Source organism: Curtobacterium guangdongense (genome assembly GCF_049341845.1).
In the GTDB taxonomy this organism is placed as follows: domain Bacteria; phylum Actinomycetota; class Actinomycetes; order Actinomycetales; family Microbacteriaceae; genus Curtobacterium; species Curtobacterium guangdongense.
The window spans coordinates 109,988-132,343 of sequence record NZ_JBMPIT010000001.1; the positions used below are offsets into that span (position 1 = coordinate 109,988).

A 22,356-nucleotide genomic window follows, 5' to 3' on the forward strand; every position below is an offset into this window, starting at 1 on the left:
GTCGGCCACGGTGACCGACGTCCCGAGCATGCTCCAGCGTGGCGACACCGTCATGTCGGTGTTTCCGGAACCGGTGCTCCAGGGGCCGGTGCTCCAGGGGCCGGTGCTTCAGGAGCCCGGACGACCGAGCACCGGCCGGAGCACCCCGTGCGGGATGTCGAGCTCCTCGACCGCGATCGCCCGGGCCGGGGAGCGCTCCCCGGTCTCCTCGACGTGCAGCACCCGATCGCCGCGGAACACCCGGACGCCCTCGCGGAGGCGGCACCATGCGACGAGGTACCAGTCCTCGCCCTTGCCGATGTACCCGAGCGGCTCGACGAGGCGCTCGGACGCGACACCGTGCGCGTCCCGGTAGGTCATCCGCAGCACTCGCCCGTCGGTGAGCGCGCGTGCGAGGCCCGTCGGCGGTTCCGCACGATCGCCGGACTCCAACAGGTGCACCCGGCTCGCGAGCCGCGCCGTCCGCGCCGCGTCGTCCTCCGTCAGGACCGCCGTCACCTTGCGTGCGGCCGACGCCGCCGCGTCGCGGAACGGACTCCCCGCGAGCGCGCCGAGCCCGATCGACACGGCAAGTGCCTCGTCCACCGTGAGCCCGAGCGGTGGCAGCGTCGCGCGGGCGTCGATCGTGTAGCCGCCGGTCCGCCCGGCGTCGGCCCAGATCGGGACGCCCGACTCCTGGAGTGCCCGGAGGTCCCGCTCGACCGTCCGCGTGCTGACGCCGAACCGCTCCGCCAGTCGTGCCGCACTCCGACGGGCCGGTGCCGCGGCTCGGAGCTCCTCGACCAACGCGTACAGTCGCTCCGTCCGGTTCACACGAGGACCATACGGCAGTGCGGCGACTAGCTTCGCGGCATGGGTCCCTCCGTCAGCATCGGTCCGCCCGTGGTCGCCGGCCGAGAGCGCACTCATGAACGCGGTCGCGGCGGTCAAGGCGGTCGGTCGTGGACGCGGCGACGTCGACGGACTCCTGGCACGAGGAGCGGCGCGCGTCGGTGCGCCGGCCCCGACCGGATCGGTTGCGGAGCGGATGGACGCGGTCGTCGACGCGGCGGTCCGCGCCGACCCGGCGCAGCGGACACTCGCGGCCAGGGTCCGCGCACTCGTCACGTGATCCGTGCCGGACGGGAGGCTCGTGACGACGCCGCCACGAGCCTCCCGTCCGTCGTCGCACCCCGTCGTGGACGTCGCGCCCCGCCGTGACGGGGCGCGACGTTCGCAGCGGGGCGCGATCCGCGCGCTACGCGCGCGACAAGCGCTCCACCGTGGCGTGCGCGCCGTCAGCGATGAGTCCGTCGAGGGCGTCGCAGTAGGCAGCGACGAACCGCTCGTCGTCGACGAGGTCGCCGAAGACCTGCCGGTTCGCGATGAAGGCGAGCCGATCGTCTCGCTGCGTCAATGCGATCCGGTTGAGGGACTCGGCGAGGCGGTCGACGATCTCGATGGGGTCACCCGACTCGTCCGTGCCCTCGTCGTACCTCGCCCACGACGCGACGATGCCGGCGGACAGCGTGACCGGGCCGCCTGATGCGAGGTTGTCGCGGACGACGGGCAGCAGCCACTTCGGGATGCGGTCGCTCGACTCGGCGCAGAGGCGCGCGAGGGTGTCCCGTACCTCGGGGTTCTGGAAGCGTTCGATCAGCGTCGACTTGTAGTCCTCGAGGTCGATGCCGGGCACGGGGTGCAGCGTCGGGGTCGCTTCCTCGTCCATGTAGCGGCGCAGGAACGTCGCGATGGCGGGGTCCTGCGTCGCCTCGTGTGCGTAGCGGTACCCGGAGAGGTACCCGAAGTAGCAGAGGCCCTGGTGCGACGCGTTGAGGAGTCGGAGCTTCATGAGTTCGTACGGCTCGACGTCCTCGACGATCTGCACCTCGGCGTCCTGGTACGGCGGTCGTCCGGCGGGGTGGTCGTCCTCGAGCACCCACTGGAAGAACGGCTCGGCGACGACCGGCCAGGCGTCCTCGATGCCGAGGTCGTCGCGGACCATCGCCCGGTCGTCGTCGGTCGTCACGGGCGTGATCCGGTCGACCATCGAGTTCGGGAACGACACGTGCTCGTCCATCCAGTCGGCGAACGCCGGGTCCTGCAGGCGGGCGTAGGCGGTGAACATGTCCCGGGCGACGTGCCCGTTGCCCTGGATGTTGTCGCACGACATGACGGTGAACGGCTCCAGCCCACGATCACGGCGGCGGCGGAGCGCCTCGACGACCAGGCCGAAGACGGTGCGGGGCGGCCGGTCCCCGCTGAGGTCGGCGACGACGCCCGGTTCGTCGGCGACGAACTCCCCCGTGACGTGGTCGAAGTTGTAGCCGCCCTCGGTGATGGTGAGGCTGACGATCTTCGTCTCCGGGTCCGCCATCTTCTCGACGACGGCGTCCGGGTCGTCGACGGCGAGCATGTAGTCGACGATGCTGCCGATCACGCGGGTCTCGAGCGAGCCGTCCGGGTGCTTGAGCACCAGTGTGTACAGGCCGCCCTGCGTCTTCATCGCGTCGGCCATCCGACGGTCCTGCTCGAGCACCCCGACGCCGCAGATGCCGTACTCACGGGCCTCGCCCTGCTGGAGCAGCCGGTCGATCACCATCGCCTGGTGCGCGCGGTGGAAGCCCCCGACGCCGAAGTGGACGATGCCGGCGGTGATCCCGGCGCGGTCGTAGGTGGGGACGGCGATCCCGCTCGCCGCGATCTCGTCGAGGGTCTCCGGGGACAGGCGGACGGACATCGGTACTCCTTCGTACGGCGGTCGGGGCAATCGCCAGTCAACCACGAGCACACGTGTTCAGAACACCTGTTCCGACGGGGTACGTCGCTGAAGATCCGCTCCACAATGGTGCACTCAGTGCATCGATGCACTTAGTGTCTTCGATGTGACCCTCTCGATCGACCGTCGTGCCGCCCTCAAGGCGAAGCACCGTGCGGCGATCCTGCAGGCCGCTCGCGACCTCGTCGAGGAACGCGGCGATCGCGAGTTCAGCGTGGACGACCTCGCCACCCGTGCGGACATCGCCCGCCGCACGGTCTTCAACCACTTCGGGTCCCTCGACGAGGTCCTGTTGGCGGTCTGCGAACAGGAACTCTCGGTGATCATCGACCGCTTCTTGTCCGACGTCGCCAACACCCCGGTCGGCGACGGCAGCCGGGCGTCGATGTTCGACGAACTCGAGTCAGCCGCCCGAGGTGCTGACATCGCGCCGGCGATCGCGAGCATGTACCGGCTCCTCGGCGACCCCGAGAAGGAGAACCAGAAGGCCGCCGTGCTCATCCAGACGGCGTTCACCAGGGTCACCGAGCGCCTCAGGATCGAGGTCGCCCGCCGGTACCCGAGCGCCGACGAGCTCGACGCCTGGCTGCTCGTCGAGTCCCTGATGAGCGGGATCGTCGTGATCGCCGAACACTGGCTGCGAACGACCGGCCCGCGCCTCGACCAGGAAGCGCTCGACGACTGGGACGCCCTGCTCGGCAGGCTCGTGCACAGCGTCCGCAGCGGGTACATGCCCGCGCACTGAGACTGCACCTCCAGGGGTCCACCGGCGTGCCCCGCCCAACCAGCACCACCACAACGAAAGGAACGGGGCACCGCATGGCCGGTCTGCTCTACCGCCTCGGACGATTCTCCGCTCGGCGGCATTGGCTCGTGATCGTCTCCTGGATCGTGATCATGGGGATCGCGGGCGGCACGTACGCACTGTTCGCCGGGTCGATCTCGTCGTCCATCACCATCCCCGGCACCAAGACGTCCCAGGTGCAGGACGAACTCGCCGACAAGTTCCCGAGCGCGAACGGCGGCAACGGCACGCTGGTCTTCGAGACGAAGAACGGCGACGCGTTCACCGACGCGCAGAAGACCGACATCGCGGACTTCATGAAGGGCCTCGAGGACCTCAACGGCGTCAAGGGCGCGACCAGCGGCTTCGACACCCAGCAGCAGCTCGACGACCAGCGCCAGAAGCTCGTCGACGGGCAGCAGCAGATCGACGACGGTCGCACGAAGATCACCGACGGGCAGCAGCAGCTCGACGCGCAGAAGCAGCAGCTCGAGGACGGCAAGACGAAGATCGCCGCCGCCCAGGCGCAGCTCGACGCACAGAAGCAGCAGGCCGCAGCGGCCGGCGGCGCCGCTGCGGCAGCTGCCGAGGCGCAGCTCGCACAGGCACAGGCGCAGATCGACGCCCAGCAGCAGCAGATCACCGCCGGCGAGCAGCAGCTCGCCGAGGCGCAGAAGACGATCGACACGAACACGCAGAAGCTCGACGACAGCGAGCAGGAACTGCAGCAGGGCACGAAGCTCCTCGACCTGTCGAAGGACATCCGCTTCGTCTCGAAGGACGGCAGCGCCGCGATCGGCACCGTCCAGTTCACGAACTCCACGTACGAGGTCCCGCAGACCACGAAGACGGCCATCTCCGACAAGGCCGACTCCGCCGGCATCAGCGGCGTGAACGTCTTCGTGTCGAACGACATCGCCCAGGGCGTGCCGTCCATCCTCGGGCCGGGCGAGATCGCCGGTGTCATCATCGCCGCGCTCGTGCTGTTCTTCATGCTCCGCACGGTCATCGGCGCCGCGGTCCCGCTCGTCAGCGCGCTGCTCGGCGTCGGCGTGGCGTCGCTCGCCGCGCTGTCCTTCTCGAGCCTCGTCGAGTTCATCTCGGTGACGCCGGTGCTGGGGGTGATGCTGGGCCTGGCGGTCGGCATCGACTACTCGCTGTTCATCCTCAACAGACACCGGACACAGCTGAAGCAGGGCATGCAGGTGCACGAGTCCATCGGGCTCGCGAACGGCACCTCCGGGAACGCCGTGGTGTTCGCGGGCGCGACCGTCATCGTCGCCCTCCTCGCGCTGAACATCACCGGCATCCCGTTCCTCGGCCTGATGGGAACGGTCGGCGCGGTCGCGGTCTTCTTCGCGATCTGCATCGCGACGTCGTTCACACCGGCACTGCTGTCGCTCATCGGCATGCGCATCCTCCGCAAGAAGGAACGCGCACGCATCGGCAACACGGGCTCGACGCGGGTCCCGAACAAGCCGATGTCGACCTGGCGCGCGATCATCACCCTGGTGGCCGGGGTCGCCGTGCTCGGCACCATCGCCCTGCCTGCGGCACAGATGCGTCTCGGACTGCCGAGCGGCTCGTCCGAGGCGGTCGACTCCAGCCAGTACAAGGCGTACAAGACGCTCGACAAGGAGTTCGGCGCCGGTCAGAACGGTCCGCTCCTCGTCGTCGCGACCCTGCCGAAGGCGATCGACGAGGCCGACGTCACGGCCACCGAGGTCACCATCGGCGAGGCCATCGCGAAGAACGACGACGTGGACGCCGTCCTGCCGATCGGCGCGTCGAAGGACCGCTCGATCATCGCCTTCCAGGTGAAGCCGAACGGCGGCCCGGACAGCGTCTCCACGGAGGACCTCGTCAAGGACCTCCGCGCGCAGGACGTGACCGTCGACGACGGCAAGGCATCGCTCGGCGTCGCCGGCAACGCGTCGGCCAACATCGACGTGTCCGAGAAGCTCGCGAACGTCCTGCCGCTCTACCTCGTGGTGGTCGTCGGGCTGTCGCTCATCATCCTGATCATCGTGTTCCGGTCATTCCTGGTCCCGATCACGGCGACGGCGGGCTTCATCCTGTCGGTCCTGGCGTCCTTCGGTGGTCTGACCGCGATCTACCAGTTCGGCTGGCTCGGCAGCGTGTTCGGGGTGCACGACCCCGCACCGATCCTGAGCTTCCTGCCCATCATCGAGATCGGCATCCTGTTCGGGCTCGCGATGGACTACCAGCTGTTCCTGGTGTCCGGCATGCGGGAGGCGTACGCCCACGGCGCCAGCGCGAAGGTGGCCGTCCAGCGCGGGCTGCACGCCGGTCGCGCGGTGGTCACGGCAGCGGCGATCATCATGATCTCGGTGTTCGCGGGGTTCATCTTCTCGGACTCCTCCACGATCAAGCCGATCGGCTTCGGCCTGGCGTTCGGTGTGCTGGTCGACGCGTTCGTCGTCCGCATGCTGCTCATCCCGGCGGCGATGCACCTGCTCGGCAAGAGCGCGTGGTGGTTCCCGAAGTGGCTCGACCGCATCGTGCCGGACGTCGACGTGGAGGGCGCGAAGCTCGAGCGCACGCATCCGGTCGCCGGGCACGAGGACACGCACACCGGTTCGCACGCGCTCCCCGTCGAGCCCGACGCGAACGCGCACGAGTCCGGTCACCCGCCGGCGCACCGCGCGTAGCGACGCACCAGCCTGGAGGCCCGGTGCCGGTCCGTCGGACCGGCACCGGGCCTCCTGTCCGTGCGCCCACCGCGGACCCGGTCCGTGCGATGCAGGCGATCGTTCGTGCGCGAACGGTACGCTGGGCGCATGGCGCAGACCGAGATCGACCCCCTCGCCCTCGACCGGCAGCTCTGCTTCGCGCTCGCGGCCACGAGCCGCAGCGTCATCGGGCTGTACCGCGACCTGCTCGAACCGATGGGCCTCACGCACCCGCAGTACCTCGTGATGCTCGCCCTATGGGAGCACGACCCCCGTTCGGTGCGCGAGATCGCCGGCGAACTCCGCCTCGAGTCCGCGACGCTCAGCCCGCTGCTCAAGCGGCTCGAGGCCTCCGGCTACGTCAAGCGCACCAGGAGCAGCACCGACGAACGACAGCTCGAGGTCTCCCTGACGACCGCAGGACGAGCACTCCGCGAGCGCGCGCGCTCGGTGCCGATCGCCGTCGCGGACCGGCTCGGGTGGCCGCTCGACCGACTCGAACGACTCAAGAACGAGCTGACGGAACTCCTCGAACTCGTCGACACCGTGTGATCCCCATTCGTTCGTGCAATGATGATGAGTGCACGAACGAAAGGACCATCGTGGGACGCTTCGGCAGCTGGTACGAACGCTGGAACAGCACACTCATCCGCAAGATGGGTCCGTCGCAGATCGGTGCGGGGCACCCGGAAGGCGTCGACGACCGCAGCATCGACCGCCCGTGCCCGATGTGCGGCGCGGCGCTCTCGCGGCACCAGGTGATCCGACCAGAAGGCCAGGTCCGGTCCTCCACGCTGGTCTGCCCACGCGACTGAGCCCACCAAGACCCGGCCAGCCGAAACGCCGTCCCCCGGGAACTGGGAATCGACCCCGTTCCGGAATTGCACCGAGCAACACGTCGTTCCCCTCGTCGTGAAGCTCTTCGAACCCGCCACCTTCGGCGCACTCCCCCTGTCGAACCGCATCGTCATGGCCCCGCTGACCCGGACGCGCGCCGGCCTGCACGGCGTCCCGAACGACCTGCTCGTCGAGCACTACGCGCAGCGCGCGAGCCTCGGCCTCATCGTCACCGAGGGCACGTGGCCCGTCCAGGAAGGCCGCTCGTACCCCGGCCAGCCCGGCATCGAGACCGACGAGCAGATCGCCGGCTGGCGCCGCGTCGCCGACGCCGTGCACGCGGCCGGCGGCACGATCGTCATGCAGCTCATGCACGGCGGGCGGGTCTCGCACCCGTCGATCGCCGGCACGCCCCGCATCGTCGGGCCGTCCGCCATCGCAGCACCGGGACAGACCCACCTCGCCGACGGGACGAAGGCCGACATGCCGGTCCCGCACGAGCTGACCACCGCCGAGGTGCAGGACGCCGTGCAGGGCTTCGTGCAGGCCGCCCGCAACGCGATCGCCGCCGGACTCGACGGCGTCGAGGTGCACGGGGCGAACGGGTACCTCGTGCACGAGTTCATGTCGAGCACGTCGAACACCCGCACCGACCAGTACGGCGGCTCCCCGGAGAACCGTGCCCGCTTCGCGATCGAGGTCACCACCGCGATCGCCGAGGCGATCGGCGCGGACCGCACCGGCATCCGCCTGTCGCCGGAGCACGGCATCCAGGGCGTCATCGAGAACGACCCGGCCGACGTGCTGGCGACCTACACCGCCCTCGCCGAGGGCCTCGCACCGCTCGGCCTGGCGTTCGTCGACGTCCTGCACGCCGAGCCGACCGGCGAGCTCGTGCAGCACATCCGTCGCACGGTGGGCGCCCCGTTCATCGTGAACTCGGGCTTCAGCGCGCTGACCACCCGTGACGAGGCGATCGCCCTGGTCGACGGCGACCACGCGGACGCCGTCGCAGCCGGACGCCCCGCGATCGCGAACCCGGACCTCGCGCACCGCTGGGAGCACGACACCGAGCTCAACGAGCCCCGCCCCGAGCTGTTCTACGGCCAGAGCGCCGAGGGTTACACCGACTACCCCACGCTCGCCGAGACGCGCGCGACGGCCAGCGCGTAGCAACCGGCCAGCAGGACGGACGGGAGGCCCGTGGCGGGATCGCCACGGGCCTCCCGTCCGTCACGGCGCCGGTCGGTCCTGGTCGGCGCCGTCCCACAGGTCGGCGCACTCGACGCGGTCGGCGCCGTTCCGGCGCAGGTACGCGCCGGCGCCCCGGTCCCCGTCGAGTTCGGCGCGGACGGCGGGCCAGTGCGCGCGACCGAGGAGGACGGGGTGCCCAGGACGACCGTCGTGGACGGCCTGGCGGAGCGTGTCCTCGCGGGCTCTCGGCCCCAGCACCCGGCGGACCGCCTCGGCAGGGAGCCCGGGCAGGTCGACCAGGGTGACCAGGGCGGCATCGACCGCCGGGTCCTCGTCGAGCGCGACGAGGCCGGCGTCGAGGGAGGCACCGAGCCCGTCCCGCCACCGCTCCGCGACGGTCACGCTGACCCCTGGTCGTGCGGGGACGAGCGAGCGGGCCTCGTCGGCGGCGGCACCGAGGACGACCAGGACGCCGTCACAGCCGCCGTCGAGCAGTGCCCCGACGGCGAGTTCCAGCCACGGCTGGCCGGTGTCGTCACGGACGAGGGCCTTCGGCCGGCCCATGCGCGTGCCGGCGCCGGCGGCGAGGACGAGTCCGACGGTCCTGGTCTGCATGCCCCGAGCATGCCAGTCGTCAGGAGGCGTGCCTGCGCCTGCCCGTCGTCACCGGGCGTGCCCGTCGTCACGAGACGTTCCGCGCCGGAAACGGGGCCGAAACACTCGTTTCCTAGTGTGGCGCCCACGACACCACCGATCGAGGAGATCAGCGATGGCCTGGAACCGGGGCATGATCGCGCACGGCCGACAGCCGGCGCGCGCAGACGCCCTGTTCCTCCACGCCCAGATCGGACCCGTCCATGGACCTCGTCACCGTCCGCACCGTGCGGACGCCGTCGCACCGCGACGAACTCGCACTCGACCGCGGTGAGCGACCGCTCGCCGGCGGCACCTGGCTCTTCTCCGAGGAGCAACCGGGGCTGACCGGCCTCGTCGACCTCACGACGCTCGGGTGGCCGGACGTCGAGCGGTCCTCCGGGACACTCACGATCGCGGCGACGTGCACGATCGCGTCGCTCCTGCGGCTCGCACCCGACGACGACTGGCGCGCCTGGCCGCTCGTCGAACAGTGTGCGAACGCCCTCCTCGCCTCGTTCAAGGTGTGGAACGCCGCGACGATCGGCGGGAACGTCGCGGTCGGGCTGCCCGCCGGGGCGATGACCGCGCTCCTCTGCACCCTCGACGCGGTCGCCGTGGTGTGGACGCCGTCCGGTGGCGCACGCCGGCTGCCCGTGTCGGAGCTCGTGCGAGGGGTGAGGACGCTCGACCTCGGCCCCGGCGAGGTGATCCGGGCGTTCGAGGTACCGACCGCTCCGCTCCGTGCCACGACCGGGTACCGCCGGGTCTCGCTCAGCCCGCACGGCAGGTCCGGGGCGCTCGTGACCGCCCGGTGGGACGCGAGCGGGTTCGTGCTCGTCGTCACCGCCGCCACACCCCGCCCACTCGTGCTCCGCTTCGCGACGGTCCCGTCCGCGGCCGAACTGGACGCCGCGATGGCCGCGCACGACGATTGGTACGACGACCCGCACGGCTCCCCCGACTGGCGGCGAGCGGTCAGCACCCGGTTCGCACACGAGCTCCGGGACGACGCGGCGAGTGCGGGAGGTGCGTCGTGAGGTTCGAGGTGGACGGCACCCGGCTCGACGTCACGCCCGAACCGGGGCAGGTGCTGCGGACGCTCCTCCGCGAGCACGGTGTCACCTCGGTGAAGAAGGGCTGCGACTCCGGCGACTGCGGAGCGTGCTCGGTGCTCGTCGACGGGACCCCGGTGCACTCGTGCATCACCCCGGCGCACCGCCTCGAGGGGCGCACGGTCACCACGGCCGCCGGACTCGGCACCCCGGAGCAGCCACACCCGGTACAGCGCGCGTTCGCCGACGCCGCGGCGTTCCAGTGCGGGTTCTGCACCGCCGGCTACGTCGTGACCGCGTCGACGCTCGACGGCGACGACCTCGACGACCGCCACCGGAAGCTCAAGGGGAACCTCTGCCGGTGCACCGGGTACCGCGCGATCTCCGACGCCCTGGACGGTGTCCGCAACACGGTGTGCGCCGGTGCCGGAGCAGCGGTCGGACAGTCCGTCGCCGCACCGGCAGCGATGCGCATCGTCACCGGGAACGAGGAGTACACGCTCGACGTCAGGAAGACCGAGGCGCTGCTCCACCTCGCCGTCCTCGGCAGCCCGCACCCGCACGCCCGCATCGTGTCGATCGACACCGCCGAGGCCGAGGCGCTCGACGGTGTCCACGCGGTCCTCACCCACCACGACGATCCCGGCGTGCTGTTCTCCACCGGCCGGCACGAGTCCCGCCTCGACGACCCCGACGACACGCTGGTGTTCGACACGGTGCTGCGCTTCCGTGGCCAGCGCGTCGCAGCCGTCGTCGCCGACAGCGTCCGGATCGCCGAGCAGGCGTGCGCACTCGTCCGCGTCGAGTACGAGGTCCTGCCGAGCGTGCACGACCCCGACGCCGCACGTGCTCCTGGCGCGCCGCTCCTGCACGCCGACAAGACGACGGCCGAGCACCGCATCGCCGAACCAGGCCGCAACGTCGTCGCCGCGCTGCACGGTGAGACCGGGGACGTCGAGCGCGCACTCGCGGGCTCCGCCGCAACCGTCGACGGCACCTGGACGACGGGTCGCGTCTCGCACGCCGCGCTCGAGACGCACGCGACGCGCGGTTCGGTCGATGCGGACGGGAGGCTCGTGCTGCGGACCGCCACGCAGGTCCCGTTCCTGGTCAGGGACGAAGTGGCGCGGGTCTTCGGTCTGGACCCGGACCGGGTCCGCGTGGTCGCGAAGCGCGTCGGCGGCGGGTTCGGCGGCAAGCAGGAGATGCTCACCGAGGACGTCGTGACGCTCGCGGTGCTCCGCACCGGTCGCAGCGTGCAGTACGAGTTCAGCCGGCGTGACGAGTTCACGATCGCCCCGACCCGGCACCCGATGCGCGTCCGGGTCCGGCTCGGTGCGACCGCGGACGGCACGCTGACGGCCATGCACGTCGATCAGACGATGGACACGGGCGCGTACGGCAACCACGGCGTCGGCGTGATGTACCACTCCGTGAGCGAGTCGGTCGCCGTCTACCGCTGCCCGGTGAAGCGTGTCGACGCCGAGTCGGTGTACACGAACAACCTGCCGTCGGGGGCGTTCCGCGGGTACGGGCTCGGGCAGGTCGTGTTCGCGATCGAGTCGGCGATGGACGACCTGGCGCACGAGCTCGGCATCGACCCGATCGAGCTCCGCCGGCGCAACGTGATCGTGCCGGGCGACCCGCTCGTCGTGACCGACCCGCACGAGGAGTCCGACCTGCGGTGGGAGGGCAGCTACGGACTCGACCAGTGCCTGGACCTCGTCGAAGACGCACTCGCCGCCGGCCCCGTGACCGAGGCACCCGCGATGGACGGCCCGCCGCTCGACGACTCCCCGGACTGGGCGACCGGCACGGGCATCGCGCTCGCCGCCATCGCCACGATGCCGCCACGGGGCCACCACGCCCACACCTCCGTCGAGCTCACGGCGGGTGGTCGCTACCGGATCGGTGTCGGGACGGCCGAGTTCGGCAACGGGACGACGACCGTGCACACGCAGCTCGTCGCCACCGCGCTCGGGACCACCCCGGACCGGGTCGACGTCCACCAGTCCGACACCGATGCAGCACGCTACGACACCGGGGCGTTCGGGTCGGCGGGCGTCGTCGTCGCGGGCCGAGCCCTGTACGCGGCCGCGCAGGCGCTCCGGGAGGACATGACCGCGCGGGCGCTCGAGCTCGTCGCCGCGCGGACGCCCAGGACCGCCAGCGGCGTGCTCGGTCCGGCCGTGGTGCTCGAGCCCGACGGGGTCCGCGTGGGTGACGAGCTCGTCGGTGTCGACGAGCTGCTCGCCGGCGGTCCGCTCGTCGCGCACGGCACGCACGACGGGACCCCGCGGTCGCTGGCCTTCACGGTGCACGGTGCCCGGGTCGCAGTGCACCGGCCAACCGGCGAGGTCCGGTTGCTGCACAGCGTGCAGGCCGTCGACGCGGGCACCGTGCTCAACCCCGAACAGCTCCGCGGCCAGGTCGAGGGCGGATCGGCGCAGGCGATCGGGTCCTCGCTCTACGAGGAGGTGGTCCTCGACGACACCGGCCGGGTGACGACCGACAGCTTCCGCGCGTACCGCGTCCCGAAGATCTCCGACGTGCCGCGGACCGAGGTGCGCTTCGCAGCGACCCACGACCCGCTCGGACCGCTCGGGGCGAAGTCGATGAGCGAGGCGCCGTACAACCCCGTGGCACCGGCGATCGCGAACGCCGTGCGGGACGCCATCGGCGTCCGCCCGTACCGGCTCCCCATGACCCGCGACCGGATCTGGGCGCTCGCCACGGGGGTCGGACGGCCCACCGACGGAGGTGCGTGATGTTCGAACTGGCACCGCGCCTCCTGGCCGTGCTCGACGGCGGCGACCCCGTCGTCGTCGCGACCGCCGTCGACGTCACGGGCAGTGCGCCCAGCGGGGCAGGCACCTCGATGGCGCTGCTCCCCGACGGACAGGTCGTCGGGACGATCTCGGGCGGGTGCATCGAGGGGGCGCTGTTTCTGACCGCCGAGGACGTCCTGTCGACCGGGGAGCCGGTGCTCGAACGGTTCGGGTTCGAGGACCCCGCCGACGCGGTCTGGGCCCCTGGGCTGCGGTGCGGCGGACGGGTCGAGGTGCTCGTGCACCGCATCGATCCGTCGGACCGCGTCGTCGTCCGAGCACTCCGCGCCGCCGCTGCCGGGGACCCTGTGTCCCTGGACCTGTCACTCGAACCCGACACGCTCGCCACGACCGACCGCTGCGACGGGCGCGTCTTCACCGAGCACACCGACGTCCGTGCCCGGTGCATCGTCGTCGGTGCGGTCGAGTTCGCGGTCGCCGTCACCAACACGGCGGCGATGCTCGGCTACGCCGTCACCGTGGTCGACCCGCGACCGGTGTTCCTCACCGACGAACGGTTCCCCGCCGCACGGGAGCGCATTGTCGGCTGGCCGCCCCGGGTGCTGGCCGACCTGCCGATCGACGAGCGGACCGCGGTGGTGCTGCTGTCCCACGACGACCGCTTCGACGCGGCCGTGATCGATCTGGCACTGCGTCGCGGAGCCGGGTACGTCGGTGCGATGGGCTCCCGCGCGACGCACGCTCGCCGGCTGTCCGTGCTCCACGAGCTCGGGACCCCGGACCTCGACCGACTGCGCTCCCCCATCGGACTCGACATCGGCGCGACGACCCCTGCCGAGATGGCGATCTCGATCATGGCCGAGGTGATCGCGGTGCGCACCGGTGCATCCGGTCGGCCACTCGTCGACGGCGCCGGGCCGATCCACGCCCCGGCGTTCCGGGGGTCTGCCCGCGCGGCTGTTGGTGACCGTGCGGAAACATCCTCGTGACACGCGCTCAATACCGTCGGAGCATGCCCCAGATCCTGATCCGCGGCGGATGGGTCCTCACCGCCGCCCCCGACAACAGCGACACCCCGGCCGCGATCCGCGACGGTGCGGTCCTGCTCGACGGCGACCGCATCGCCGCGGTCGGGACCTTCGCGGAACTGATCGCCGCCCACCCGTCGGCGACGGTGCGCGGGGGCTCGAACGACATCGTGACGCCCGGCTTCGTGAACACGCACGGGCACTTCAGCGAGGGGCTCATCACCGGGATCGGCTCGCAGTACACGCTGTGGGAGTGGTTGCAGGAGCTCATCTCGCACGTCAACCCCGTGATGACCCGCGACAAGGCGTACGCCGGCACCATGCTGCAGGGTATCCAGATGCTCCGCAGCGGGGTCACCACCGCGAACGACATGTTCTGCTCGGACCCGATCCCCGGCGAGCCGGCCACCCTCGGTGTCGTCCGGGCGCTCGAGGAACTCGGGCTCCGCGGCGTCGTCTCGTTCGGGTCGGGCGACGTCGACCGCGGATTCGGGCCCGGCCCGATCCTGGAGGAGTTCGACGCGCTCCGCGAGACCGCCGACGCCAGTCGCTACAGCACCTTCCGGGTCGGCATGTCCTCCATCGGGCGGTACACCGACGCAGCGTGGGAGTCGCACATCGAGTACGCCGTCGCGGGCGGCCACGGCATCCACGTCCACGTCCACGAGGTCCGCGAGGAGGTCACCGCCGCCCGTCAGCGCACCGGCCGCACCGTCGTCGGGCACGCCGAGGCGACCGGGATGTTCCAGGTGCCCGTGATCGCCGCGCACAGCGTGTGGATGGACCGCGACGACCGGGAGCGCTACGCCGCGAACGGGGTCGGCGTCGCGCACAACCCCGTCGCGAACGGCATCCTCGCCAGTGGCATCGCCCCCGTCGCGGAACTCCGCGCGCTCGGCGTGCCCGTCGGCATCGGGGTCGACGGCCCGGCCTCGAACGACTCACAGGACTTCCTGCAGGCGATGAAGACGGCAGCGCTCCTCGCCCGCATCCGCGACCTCCAGGCCACCGCGATGAGTGCGCGCGAGGCGTTCGAGATGGCGACCATCGGTGGTGCCGCTGCGCTCCGCATGGATGACTCGATCGGGTCGCTCGAACCCGGGAAGCGTGCGGACGTCGTCGTGTTCGACGGGGAGAGCCCGACGCTCGCGAACATCCACGACCCCTACCAGGCCGTGGTCTTCGTGGCGGGCAGTCGGGAGATCGAAGACGTGTGGGTGGACGGGACCCTGAGCCTCGAGCACGGCGAGGTGACCCGCGTCGACGTGCAGGAGGCCGTCGCACGGGCCCGTCCGCTCGCTCGGCAGCTCGTCGCCGAAGCCGGACTCGAGCGGCTGTCGGTGCTGAACGGCGGGGCGCTGGACGACACGGAGCGGCCGTAGTCGCCGGGCGGCCTCGCCCGACAACGCGGCCTCGCCCGACAACGCAGCAGGCCCCGGCGGGATCCGCCGGGGCCTGTCGCTGTTCGGTGTCGTACCCGTTGCCGGGGCACTGTGCGCTCGAAGGGACTCGAACCCCCAACCTTCTGATCCGTAGTCAGATGCTCTATCCATTGAGCTACGAGCGCGTGGCTGCCGAAGCGGCCGTGGAAGACTCTACAACAGGTGCGGGCCGGAGCGCCAATCGAGCAGACCACGGGCCGGTGTTCGGCGTGTCGCCGATCAGAGCTCCCCGAGCTCCTCGCCGAACACCTCGGCGAGGAAGACCTCGAGGGCCTGCCACGACCGTCGATCGGCCAGTGCCTGGTACTGCGCGCCGTGGTCGGGCGAGTCGGTGCCGGGCACGGCGAACGCGTGCATCGCCCCCGCGTACGTGACGACCTGCCAGTCGACACCGGGTGCCGCACGCATCTCGTCCTGCCATGCGGCGACCTTGGCGTCGGGGACCACCGGGTCGGCCGCACCGGTCAGCACCAGGAGCGGGGCGCGGATCGCCCCCGCGTCGGAGGGCTCGTGCGTCAGCAGGTTGCCGTGGAAGGACACGGCGCCGGCGAGGTCGGCACCCGTGCGGGCGAGCTCGAGCGCGGCGGACCCGCCGAAGCAGTAGCCCATCACGACGATGCGGGAGTGGTCGACGTCGGGGTCCTCGCGGAGCCGGTCGAGGCCGGCCTGCACCCGGGCACGCATGAGCGGCAGGTCCTGGTAGTACGACGACGCCACCTGCCCGGCGGTGTCGTCACCCGGTCGGACGTCCGCGCCGTAGACGTCGGCGCCGAAGGCGACGTAGCCGAGCCGCGCGAGCATCGTCACGCGTGCCTCGACGTGCTCGTTGACGCCGTGCCAGTCGTGGACGACGAGGACGGCGGGGCGGGGTCCGGACACGGCCGTGTCCTTCGCCAGGACCCCGGCGAGCGCCGTGCCCTCGTGTTCGTAGTGGACGGGTTCGACGGTGATGTCGGATCCGGCTGGTTCGGGAACGGTCTGCAGGACGTCGTCGATCGTGGTCACGTCTCCGGACGCTACGCCTGGATGTTGTCCCAGCCCTCGGGTCCCTCGGAGCCTGCGGCGTAGTCGTCGAGCGGGACCTTGCCGGCCTTCCACGCGGTGAGGAACGGCTCGACGACCTTCCAGCCCTGCACGGCACTGTCGCCGCGGACGGACAGGGTGGCATCGCCTTCGAGGACACCGGCGAGCACCTCTCCGTAGGCGCTCAGGCGTCCGGGGTTGAAGCTGACCTCGAGCGCGGTGTGGTCGATCGTGTACGGGTCGCCCGGTCCGTTGACGTTGAGCTCGAGCTGCATCTGGTCGGGGGCGATCCAGATGCGGAGCCGGTCGGGGCGCTGCACGCCGGTGAGCCCGTCGGGCACGTGCGGGGAGCCCTTGAACGTGATGACGATCTCCCGGCGCTGCGCTCCGAGTGCCTTGCCCGACCGGAGCGTGAACGGGACGCCCGCCCACCGCCAGTTCGCGATCTCGAGGGTGATCTGCGCGAGGGTCTCGGTGCCGATCTCCGGGTCCACCCCGTCCTCGTCGACGTAGGAGGGCAGGGACCGATCCCCGATCGTCCCCGCGGTGTACCGCCCGCGCTTCCCGGCGGTGAGCGGGTCTCCGCCCCACGGCCGGACGGCGCGGAGCACGAGTTCCTTCTGGGTGCGCAGGTCGTCCGCGTCGATGGACGCCGGTGCTTCCATCGCCACGACGGCCATCACCTGGAGCAGGTGGCTCTGGATCATGTCGACCAGCGCCCCGGCCTTGTCGTAGTACCGCGCGCGGCCCTCGAGCCCGAGGGTCTCGTCGTAGACGATGTCGACCCGGTCGACGTGCACGCTCGACAGCAGCGGTTCGATGATGCGGTTCGCGAACCGCAGGCCGAGGAGGTTGAGCACCGTCGACCGGCCGAGGAAGTGGTCGACGCGGTGGATGCGTTCCTCGGGCAGGAACGAGTGCAGGACGTCGTTGAGGTGCTCGGCGCTGGCGGCGTCGGTGCCGAACGGCTTCTCCAGCGCGAGCCTGGTCCCCTCCGGCAGGTCGAGCCCCTTGAGCACCTCGCAGCTCTTCTCGGTGACGGCGGGCGGCAGCGCGAAGTACACGGCCGGGTCGTGCTGGCACGCCGCGAGCAGCCCCTTCAGGTCGTCGGCGTCCGTGACGTCGGCCTTGCGGTAACTCGACGCGTCGACGACGGCCTGCAGCCGCTCGGGGAGCTTCGCCGTGCCCTCGGCGCCCTCGTCCTCGTCCTTCGACGCCTGCGCGTTCTCGAACGACTCGTGCACGAGCTGTTTCCAGTCGGCGTCCGAGATGTCCTCCACGCCGGCACCGATCAGCTGGACGTCCCAGTCGTGCTTGACCTCGAGCAGGGTCGCGAGACCCGGCAGCAGCAGTCGTTTGGACAGGTCGCCGCTCGCTCCGAGGATGAGCAGGGTGGTCTGGAGGCTCGCCATGCCTCAGAACGTACCCACCGGTTCCGGCGCATGGTCGGCTCGCTCCAATACGGTGGAGGGAACGGCGCGAAGGAGCACCATGACGAACGAGGACACCGGACGACGACTGCGAGTGGTCGTCGTCGGCACCGGGATGATCGCGGCGGTGCACGTCCGTGCCGCCAGGGCGGCCGGAGCGGACGTGCTCGGGGTCCTGGGCAGGAACGCGGAGCGCTCGGCGCAGGTGGCCGCGCAGCTGGACCTGCCGAAGGGGTACGGCTCCCTCGACGAGGTCATCGCGGACCGCCCGGACGTCGTCCACGTGTGCACCCCGAACGACCAGCACCACCCCCAAGCGCTCGCGGTGATCCGCGCCGGCATCAACGTGGTGTGCGAGAAGCCGCTCGCGGTGTCGAGCGAGCAGGCGACGGAACTCGAGCGCGCAGCAGCCGAGGCCGGCGTCGTGGCGACGGTCCCGTTCGTCTACCGCTTCCACCCGATGGTGCGCGAGATCAGGGCGAAGATCGCCGACGGCGATCTCGGCCGCGTGCTCGCCGTCCACGGCCACTACCTGCAGGACTGGATGCTCGACGAGGACTCCTCGTCGTGGCGGGTCGACGCGGGCGCCGGCGGGCTGTCGCGGGCGTTCGCGGACATCGGCTCGCACTGGTGCGACCTGGTCGAGTTCGTCACCGGCGAGCGCTTCGAGTCGGTGAGCGCCGTGACCGACATCGTCTACCCGACCCGACCGGCCGCGTCGGGTCCGTCCTTCTCGGGTTCCCCGGACCCGGATCCCCTCGCCGACGCCTCCACGCGCGCCGAGGTCACCACCGAGGACACCGCCGTCGCGACCTTCCGGACGGGCTCCGGCCGCATCGGCAACGTTGTGATCTCGCAGGTCGCAGCCGGGCGGAAGAACCGGCTGTGGTTCGAGGTGGACGGGACCCGCGGCAGCGCGGCGTTCGACCAGGAGCAACCGGAGTCGGCGTGGTTCGGCAACGAGACCGGGGCGCAGATCCTGGTCAGGGACCCGGCGCAGGGGTCGCCGGACCAACGACGACTGGCGATCGTCCCGTCCGGGCACCCGCAGGGCTACCTCGACGCCTTCTCGGCCTTCGTCGCGGACACGTACACCGCGGTGCGCACCGGCGAAGCCCCCGACGGCCTGCCGACGTTCGCCGACGGGGCACGGTCCGCCCGCATCATCGACGCGGTCGTCGCCAGCGCCGGCGACGACGCGTGGAAGGAGATCGCATGAAGCTCGGGATGCTCACCGCATGTCTGCCCGGCTGGTCGCTCGACCGCATCGCGGAGTTCGCCGCGGAGCAGGGCTACGAACGGCTGGAGGTCGGCGTCTGGCCGGGTACCGGCGGCCGGGACTTCGAGGCGGCGCACCTGCCGGTCGCGACCTTCACCGAGTCGGACGCACAGGCGACCAGGCAGCTGCTCGACCGCACCGGGCTGGAGATCAGCGCGTTCGCGTACTACGAGAACAACCTCCACCAGGACCCGGGCCGTCGCGCCGAGATCCGCTCGCACCTGTTCCACGCCGTCGACGCAGCGGCGATGCTCGGGGTGCCGTACGTCGGGACGTTCATCGGGCGGGACAACACGCTGTCCGTCCGCGAGAACATGCGACTCGGCGACCGGGTGCTCCCCGAACTCGTCGACTACGCCGGTGAGCGCGGCGTGCGCCTGATCATCGAGAACTGCGTCATGGAGGGCTGGCACCCCGACGGCTCCCCGGGCAACCTGGCGTACTCGCCGGAGCTCTGGGAGTGGGTCACGGGTCTCGGCTTCGGCCTGAACTGGGACCCCTCGCACCTGACCTGGATCGGCATTGACCCCGTCGAGACGATCCTGCCGTTCGCCGAGCACATCGTGCACGCGCAGGCGAAGGACGTCGAGCTCTTCCCCGCGAAGCGGAACGAGTACGGCTTCTTCGGCAAGGTCGACAAGGGCGACGACCCCTGGGACATGGGCTGGTGGCGCTTCCGGGTGCCCGGCCGTGGTCAGGTCGACTGGCCGCACGTGGTCGACCGACTGTACGAGGCGGGGTTCGACGGCACGCTGAGCGTCGAGCACGAGGACCCGCTGTGGGGCGGCACCGACGACCGGGTGCTGGAGGGCCTCCGGATCGCGCACCGCACGCTCCGGCCCCTGATCGCCGAGGAGCGCTGACCACACCACAGGTGTTGCCTTTGTGAACTTCATGTGACGAGTTGCGCCGAGGGGTGGCGCACCCGCTGTACGTCCTCATAGGTTCATCGCCGATGAACACTTCCCACCTTCCCGAAACCCGGAGCACCCGGCGGAGGCGGGGCGTCGTCACCGGCGCTGCCCTCGCGACCGCCGGTGTCCTCGTCGCCCTCTCCGTCCCGTCCGCAGCGGTCGCCGCTGACGAGGTCGCGTCGTCGATCGACATCTACGACGTCAACGACTTCCACGGTCGCATCGAGTCCGGCAGCGGCATCGCCGGCGCCGCGGTCCTCGCCGGCGCCGTCGAGCAGCTGCGCACCGCGAACCCGGCGTCGGCCTTCGTCAGCGCCGGTGACAACGTCGGCGCATCGACCTTCACGTCGTTCGTGCAGGACGACCAGCCCACCATCGACGCCCTCAACGCGATCGGCCTGAGCGTCAGCGCGATCGGCAACCACGAGCTGGACAAGGGGCAGGACGACCTGCGCGACCGGATCATCGGCCCCGACGACGCCCGGAACGCGAAGTACGACCACGTCTCGGCGAACCTGGTGAACAAGTCGGACGGCAAGCCCGCGTTCGACCCGTACGAGATCGAGGAGATCGGCGGCGTCCGCGTCGGGTTCATCGGGGCGACCACGGAGCTCATCCCCGAGCTCGTCTCCCCCGCCGGCATCGAGGGCCTCGAAATGGCCGACATCGTGGACTCGGTGAACAAGTACGCCGATCAGCTCACCGACGGCGACGAGTCGAACGACGAGGCCGACGCCCTCGTCCTGCTCGTGCACGAGGGCGCGGCCGACGCGACCCTCGCGAGCGCGACCGGTGACAACGACTTCGGCCACATCGCGAAGGACGTCACCGCGAAGGTGTCCGTGATCTTCTCCGGCCACACGCACCAGCTCTACAACCACGCGATCGTCCCGACCGACGGCACGACCGCACGTCCGGTGCTCCAGACCGGCTCGTACGGCGGGTACCTCGGGCACGCGAAGCTCACGATCGACCCCGCGACCAAGAAGGTCACGGCCGCCACCGCGGACAACATCTCCCTGACCACGGGCGCCTACCCCGCGGACCCGGAGATCACGAAGCTCGTGAGCGACGCGAAGGCCGTCGCCGACGTCAAGGGCAAGGTGGTCCTCGGCACGATCGACCAGGACATGCTTCGCGCGAAGCAGACCGACGGCTCGGAGAACCGTGGTGGCGAGTCCACGCTCGGCAACTTCATCGCCGAGGTCCAGCACGAGCAGACCAAGCGCAACGGCTCCCAGATCGCCTTCATGAACCCGGGCGGCCTCCGCACCGACATGACGTACAAGGCCTCGGGGAACGGCGAGCAGGACGGCGAGGTCACCTACCAGGAGGCCGCAGGCGTCCAGCCGTTCGCGAACACCCTGGTCGTCCTCGACCTGACCGGCGACCAGATCCGTCGCGCGCTCGAGCAGCAGTGGCAACCGGCCGGCTCGAGCCGTCCGTTCCTCAAGCTCGGCACCTCGAAGGGCTTCACCTACACCTACGACCCGACCGCAGCGTCCGGTTCGCGGATCACGGAGATGAGCCTCGACGGCACGCCGATCGACGCCGGAACGACGTACAAGGTGACGGTCAACTCGTTCCTCGCCTCGGGTGGCGACAACTTCGGTGCGTTCAACGAGGCATCGGCGAAGGCCGACAGCGGCACCGTCGACCTGCAGGCCCAGGTGGACTACTTCACCGCCACGCCGGCCGTCGTCGTGAACGACGACCAGGGCGCCGTCGGCGTCACGGTCACCCCCACCCCGGAGGGCGGCTTCCAGCCTGGTGACGAGGTCACCGTCGGGCTGTCGTCGCTGACCTTCAGCAACGCGGGCGACCAGTCCGGCACCGTCTCGGTCAGCGCCGGCGGCCAGGAGCTCGCGAGCTCCGCCATCGACACGACGATCGTCGACACCACGGACGAGCAAGGTCGGGCAACACTGACCTTCCAGGTCCCCGGTGGGACCACGGCCTCCCCGGCTGCCGCTCGTGCACTCGGCACGGTCACCCTCGCCGCGGCGGTCACCCCGGCCGCCACGACCGAGGAGCCCCTCGTGATCACGCTGCCGAACGGCCAGCAGATCACCCTCGCGGCAACGACCATCCCGGTCGCCGCGGTCACCGACCCGACGGACCCGACCGACCCGACGGACCCGGGCACCCCGGGTACCGGTGGCGGCGCGGGGGACGGTGCCGGCAGCGGCACGGGAACCGGCACCGACGTCGCCGGCGGCACGCCCGGTGCGACCTCCGGCTCCGGCGCCCTCGCCTACACGGGTGCCGAGCTGGCGGCCCCGGCCGTCATCGCCGGCCTGCTGCTCCTGGCGGGCCTCACAGCGATGGTGATCGCCCGGCGGAAGCGCGCACAGGCGCAGGCGAGCGTACAGGCGGACTGACACCGAGCCTCCAGTCCGCCGAACGGGTCGTCTCATCCAGGTGAGACGGCCCGTTCCCCGTGTCCCCGATCAGCAGATCACTGTGCATCCGCAGAACGGCGCGGTACTCTCTGCCT

General features: G+C 71.0%; 18 protein-coding genes and 1 tRNA gene. 13 read left to right on the top strand and 6 right to left on the bottom strand.

The genetic code is table 11. The features are described from left to right. Positions 1–108: 108 nt before the first annotated feature. The gene (locus ACO0E1_RS00510) at positions 109–813 is read right to left on the bottom strand and encodes a helix-turn-helix transcriptional regulator (protein WP_422872363.1); all 705 of its coding nucleotides are present in this window, start codon (positions 811–813) and stop codon (positions 109–111) included. Positions 814–907: 94 nt separating this feature from the next. Here ACO0E1_RS00510 and ACO0E1_RS00515 point away from each other — a divergent pair, with 94 nt between their 5' ends. Beyond that, on the top strand, positions 908–1,111 hold the full coding sequence (locus tag ACO0E1_RS00515) for a hypothetical protein (protein ID WP_422872364.1): 204 nt from the start codon (positions 908–910) through the stop codon (positions 1,109–1,111). 126 nt (positions 1,112–1,237) lie between these two features. On the opposite strand, the gene ACO0E1_RS00520 is transcribed toward ACO0E1_RS00515, so the two are convergent. Next, the gene (locus tag ACO0E1_RS00520; RefSeq protein WP_422872365.1) at positions 1,238–2,719 is read right to left on the bottom strand and encodes a mannitol dehydrogenase family protein; all 1,482 of its coding nucleotides are present in this window, start codon (positions 2,717–2,719) and stop codon (positions 1,238–1,240) included. Positions 2,720–2,864: 145 nt separating this feature from the next. Between ACO0E1_RS00520 and ACO0E1_RS00525 the strand changes: the two genes are divergently transcribed. The 5 genes from ACO0E1_RS00525 (at position 2,865) to ACO0E1_RS00545 (ending at position 8,245) form a co-directional block, all read left to right on the top strand. Continuing rightward, the gene (locus ACO0E1_RS00525; RefSeq protein ID WP_422872366.1) at positions 2,865–3,503 is read left to right on the top strand and encodes a TetR/AcrR family transcriptional regulator; all 639 of its coding nucleotides are present in this window, start codon (positions 2,865–2,867) and stop codon (positions 3,501–3,503) included. Between the two features lie 74 nt (positions 3,504–3,577). Continuing rightward, complete coding sequence (locus ACO0E1_RS00530) at positions 3,578–6,214, top strand: MMPL family transporter (protein WP_422872367.1); 2,637 nt, start codon at positions 3,578–3,580, stop codon at positions 6,212–6,214. Between the two features lie 129 nt (positions 6,215–6,343). Further along, on the top strand, positions 6,344–6,787 hold the full coding sequence (locus tag ACO0E1_RS00535) for a MarR family winged helix-turn-helix transcriptional regulator (protein ID WP_422872368.1): 444 nt from the start codon (positions 6,344–6,346) through the stop codon (positions 6,785–6,787). A gap of 50 nt (positions 6,788–6,837) precedes the next feature. Next, the gene (locus ACO0E1_RS00540) at positions 6,838–7,050 is read left to right on the top strand and encodes a hypothetical protein (RefSeq protein WP_402730100.1); all 213 of its coding nucleotides are present in this window, start codon (positions 6,838–6,840) and stop codon (positions 7,048–7,050) included. A 97-nt stretch (positions 7,051–7,147) separates the two neighbouring features. After that, positions 7,148–8,245, top strand: a complete 1,098-nt coding sequence (locus ACO0E1_RS00545) for an alkene reductase (protein ID WP_422872369.1) — start codon at positions 7,148–7,150, stop codon at positions 8,243–8,245. A 60-nt stretch (positions 8,246–8,305) separates the two neighbouring features. Here ACO0E1_RS00545 and ACO0E1_RS00550 read toward each other — a convergent pair whose 3' ends face one another. After that, positions 8,306–8,881 (bottom strand): nucleotidyltransferase family protein, encoded by a 576-nt coding sequence (locus ACO0E1_RS00550; protein ID WP_422872370.1) that lies wholly within the window; start codon positions 8,879–8,881, stop codon positions 8,306–8,308. A gap of 242 nt (positions 8,882–9,123) precedes the next feature. On the opposite strand from ACO0E1_RS00550, the gene ACO0E1_RS00555 reads away from it, so the two are divergent. Genes ACO0E1_RS00555 through ACO0E1_RS00570 form a run of 4 tightly spaced genes read left to right on the top strand, consistent with a single transcriptional unit; the run spans position 9,124 to position 15,153 of the window. After that, positions 9,124–9,939, top strand: a complete 816-nt coding sequence (locus ACO0E1_RS00555; protein ID WP_422872371.1) for an FAD binding domain-containing protein — start codon at positions 9,124–9,126, stop codon at positions 9,937–9,939. Further along, positions 9,936–12,722 (top strand): molybdopterin-dependent oxidoreductase, encoded by a 2,787-nt coding sequence (locus ACO0E1_RS00560; protein WP_422872372.1) that lies wholly within the window; start codon positions 9,936–9,938, stop codon positions 12,720–12,722. The genes ACO0E1_RS00555 and ACO0E1_RS00560 overlap by 4 nt, the downstream gene beginning before the upstream one ends. Then, entirely contained in the window at positions 12,722–13,732 is a 1,011-nt protein-coding gene (locus ACO0E1_RS00565) for an XdhC family protein (protein WP_422872373.1), read from the top strand. The genes ACO0E1_RS00560 and ACO0E1_RS00565 overlap by 1 nt, the downstream gene beginning before the upstream one ends. A gap of 23 nt (positions 13,733–13,755) precedes the next feature. Continuing rightward, positions 13,756–15,153 (top strand): amidohydrolase family protein, encoded by a 1,398-nt coding sequence (locus tag ACO0E1_RS00570; protein ID WP_422872374.1) that lies wholly within the window; start codon positions 13,756–13,758, stop codon positions 15,151–15,153. Between the two features lie 112 nt (positions 15,154–15,265). On the opposite strand, the gene ACO0E1_RS00575 is transcribed toward ACO0E1_RS00570, so the two are convergent. From ACO0E1_RS00575 to ACO0E1_RS00585, 3 genes are all read right to left on the bottom strand, one after another. Beyond that, positions 15,266–15,338 (bottom strand) — tRNA-Arg (locus tag ACO0E1_RS00575). A gap of 94 nt (positions 15,339–15,432) precedes the next feature. After that, positions 15,433–16,218 carry a dienelactone hydrolase family protein gene (locus ACO0E1_RS00580; protein WP_422872375.1) on the bottom strand — a complete coding sequence of 262 codons (786 nt, stop codon included), beginning with the start codon at positions 16,216–16,218 and terminating at the stop codon, positions 15,433–15,435. Positions 16,219–16,229: 11 nt separating this feature from the next. Next, the gene (locus ACO0E1_RS00585) at positions 16,230–17,648 is read right to left on the bottom strand and encodes a glucose-6-phosphate dehydrogenase (protein ID WP_422872376.1); all 1,419 of its coding nucleotides are present in this window, start codon (positions 17,646–17,648) and stop codon (positions 16,230–16,232) included. A gap of 79 nt (positions 17,649–17,727) precedes the next feature. Here ACO0E1_RS00585 and ACO0E1_RS00590 point away from each other — a divergent pair, with 79 nt between their 5' ends. The 3 genes from ACO0E1_RS00590 (at position 17,728) to ACO0E1_RS00600 (ending at position 22,240) form a co-directional block, all read left to right on the top strand. Then, entirely contained in the window at positions 17,728–18,885 is a 1,158-nt protein-coding gene (locus tag ACO0E1_RS00590; protein ID WP_422872377.1) for a Gfo/Idh/MocA family protein, read from the top strand. Beyond that, positions 18,882–19,808, top strand: coding sequence for a sugar phosphate isomerase/epimerase family protein (locus ACO0E1_RS00595; RefSeq protein ID WP_422872378.1), 927 nt, complete (start codon positions 18,882–18,884; stop codon positions 19,806–19,808). The genes ACO0E1_RS00590 and ACO0E1_RS00595 overlap by 4 nt, the downstream gene beginning before the upstream one ends. Before the next feature lie 92 nt (positions 19,809–19,900). Then, positions 19,901–22,240 (top strand): bifunctional metallophosphatase/5'-nucleotidase, encoded by a 2,340-nt coding sequence (locus ACO0E1_RS00600; RefSeq protein ID WP_422872379.1) that lies wholly within the window; start codon positions 19,901–19,903, stop codon positions 22,238–22,240. The last annotated feature ends 116 nt before the right edge of the window (positions 22,241–22,356 follow it).

Coding starts and splice junctions, on each gene's coding strand:
- ACO0E1_RS00520 (WP_422872365.1), bottom strand. CDS start 2,719: ATGTCCGTCCGCCTGTCCCCGGAGACCCTCGACGAGATCGCGGCGAGC.
- ACO0E1_RS00535 (WP_422872368.1), top strand. CDS start 6,344: ATGGCGCAGACCGAGATCGACCCCCTCGCCCTCGACCGGCAGCTCTGC.
- ACO0E1_RS00550 (WP_422872370.1), bottom strand. CDS start 8,881: ATGCAGACCAGGACCGTCGGACTCGTCCTCGCCGCCGGCGCCGGCACG.
- ACO0E1_RS00595 (WP_422872378.1), top strand. CDS start 18,882: ATGAAGCTCGGGATGCTCACCGCATGTCTGCCCGGCTGGTCGCTCGAC.
- ACO0E1_RS00600 (WP_422872379.1), top strand. CDS start 19,901: ATGAACACTTCCCACCTTCCCGAAACCCGGAGCACCCGGCGGAGGCGG.
- ACO0E1_RS00515 (WP_422872364.1), top strand. CDS start 908: ATGAACGCGGTCGCGGCGGTCAAGGCGGTCGGTCGTGGACGCGGCGAC.
- ACO0E1_RS00530 (WP_422872367.1), top strand. CDS start 3,578: ATGGCCGGTCTGCTCTACCGCCTCGGACGATTCTCCGCTCGGCGGCAT.
- ACO0E1_RS00590 (WP_422872377.1), top strand. CDS start 17,728: ATGACGAACGAGGACACCGGACGACGACTGCGAGTGGTCGTCGTCGGC.
- ACO0E1_RS00565 (WP_422872373.1), top strand. CDS start 12,722: ATGTTCGAACTGGCACCGCGCCTCCTGGCCGTGCTCGACGGCGGCGAC.
- ACO0E1_RS00555 (WP_422872371.1), top strand. CDS start 9,124: ATGGACCTCGTCACCGTCCGCACCGTGCGGACGCCGTCGCACCGCGAC.
- ACO0E1_RS00570 (WP_422872374.1), top strand. CDS start 13,756: ATGCCCCAGATCCTGATCCGCGGCGGATGGGTCCTCACCGCCGCCCCC.
- ACO0E1_RS00585 (WP_422872376.1), bottom strand. CDS start 17,648: ATGGCGAGCCTCCAGACCACCCTGCTCATCCTCGGAGCGAGCGGCGAC.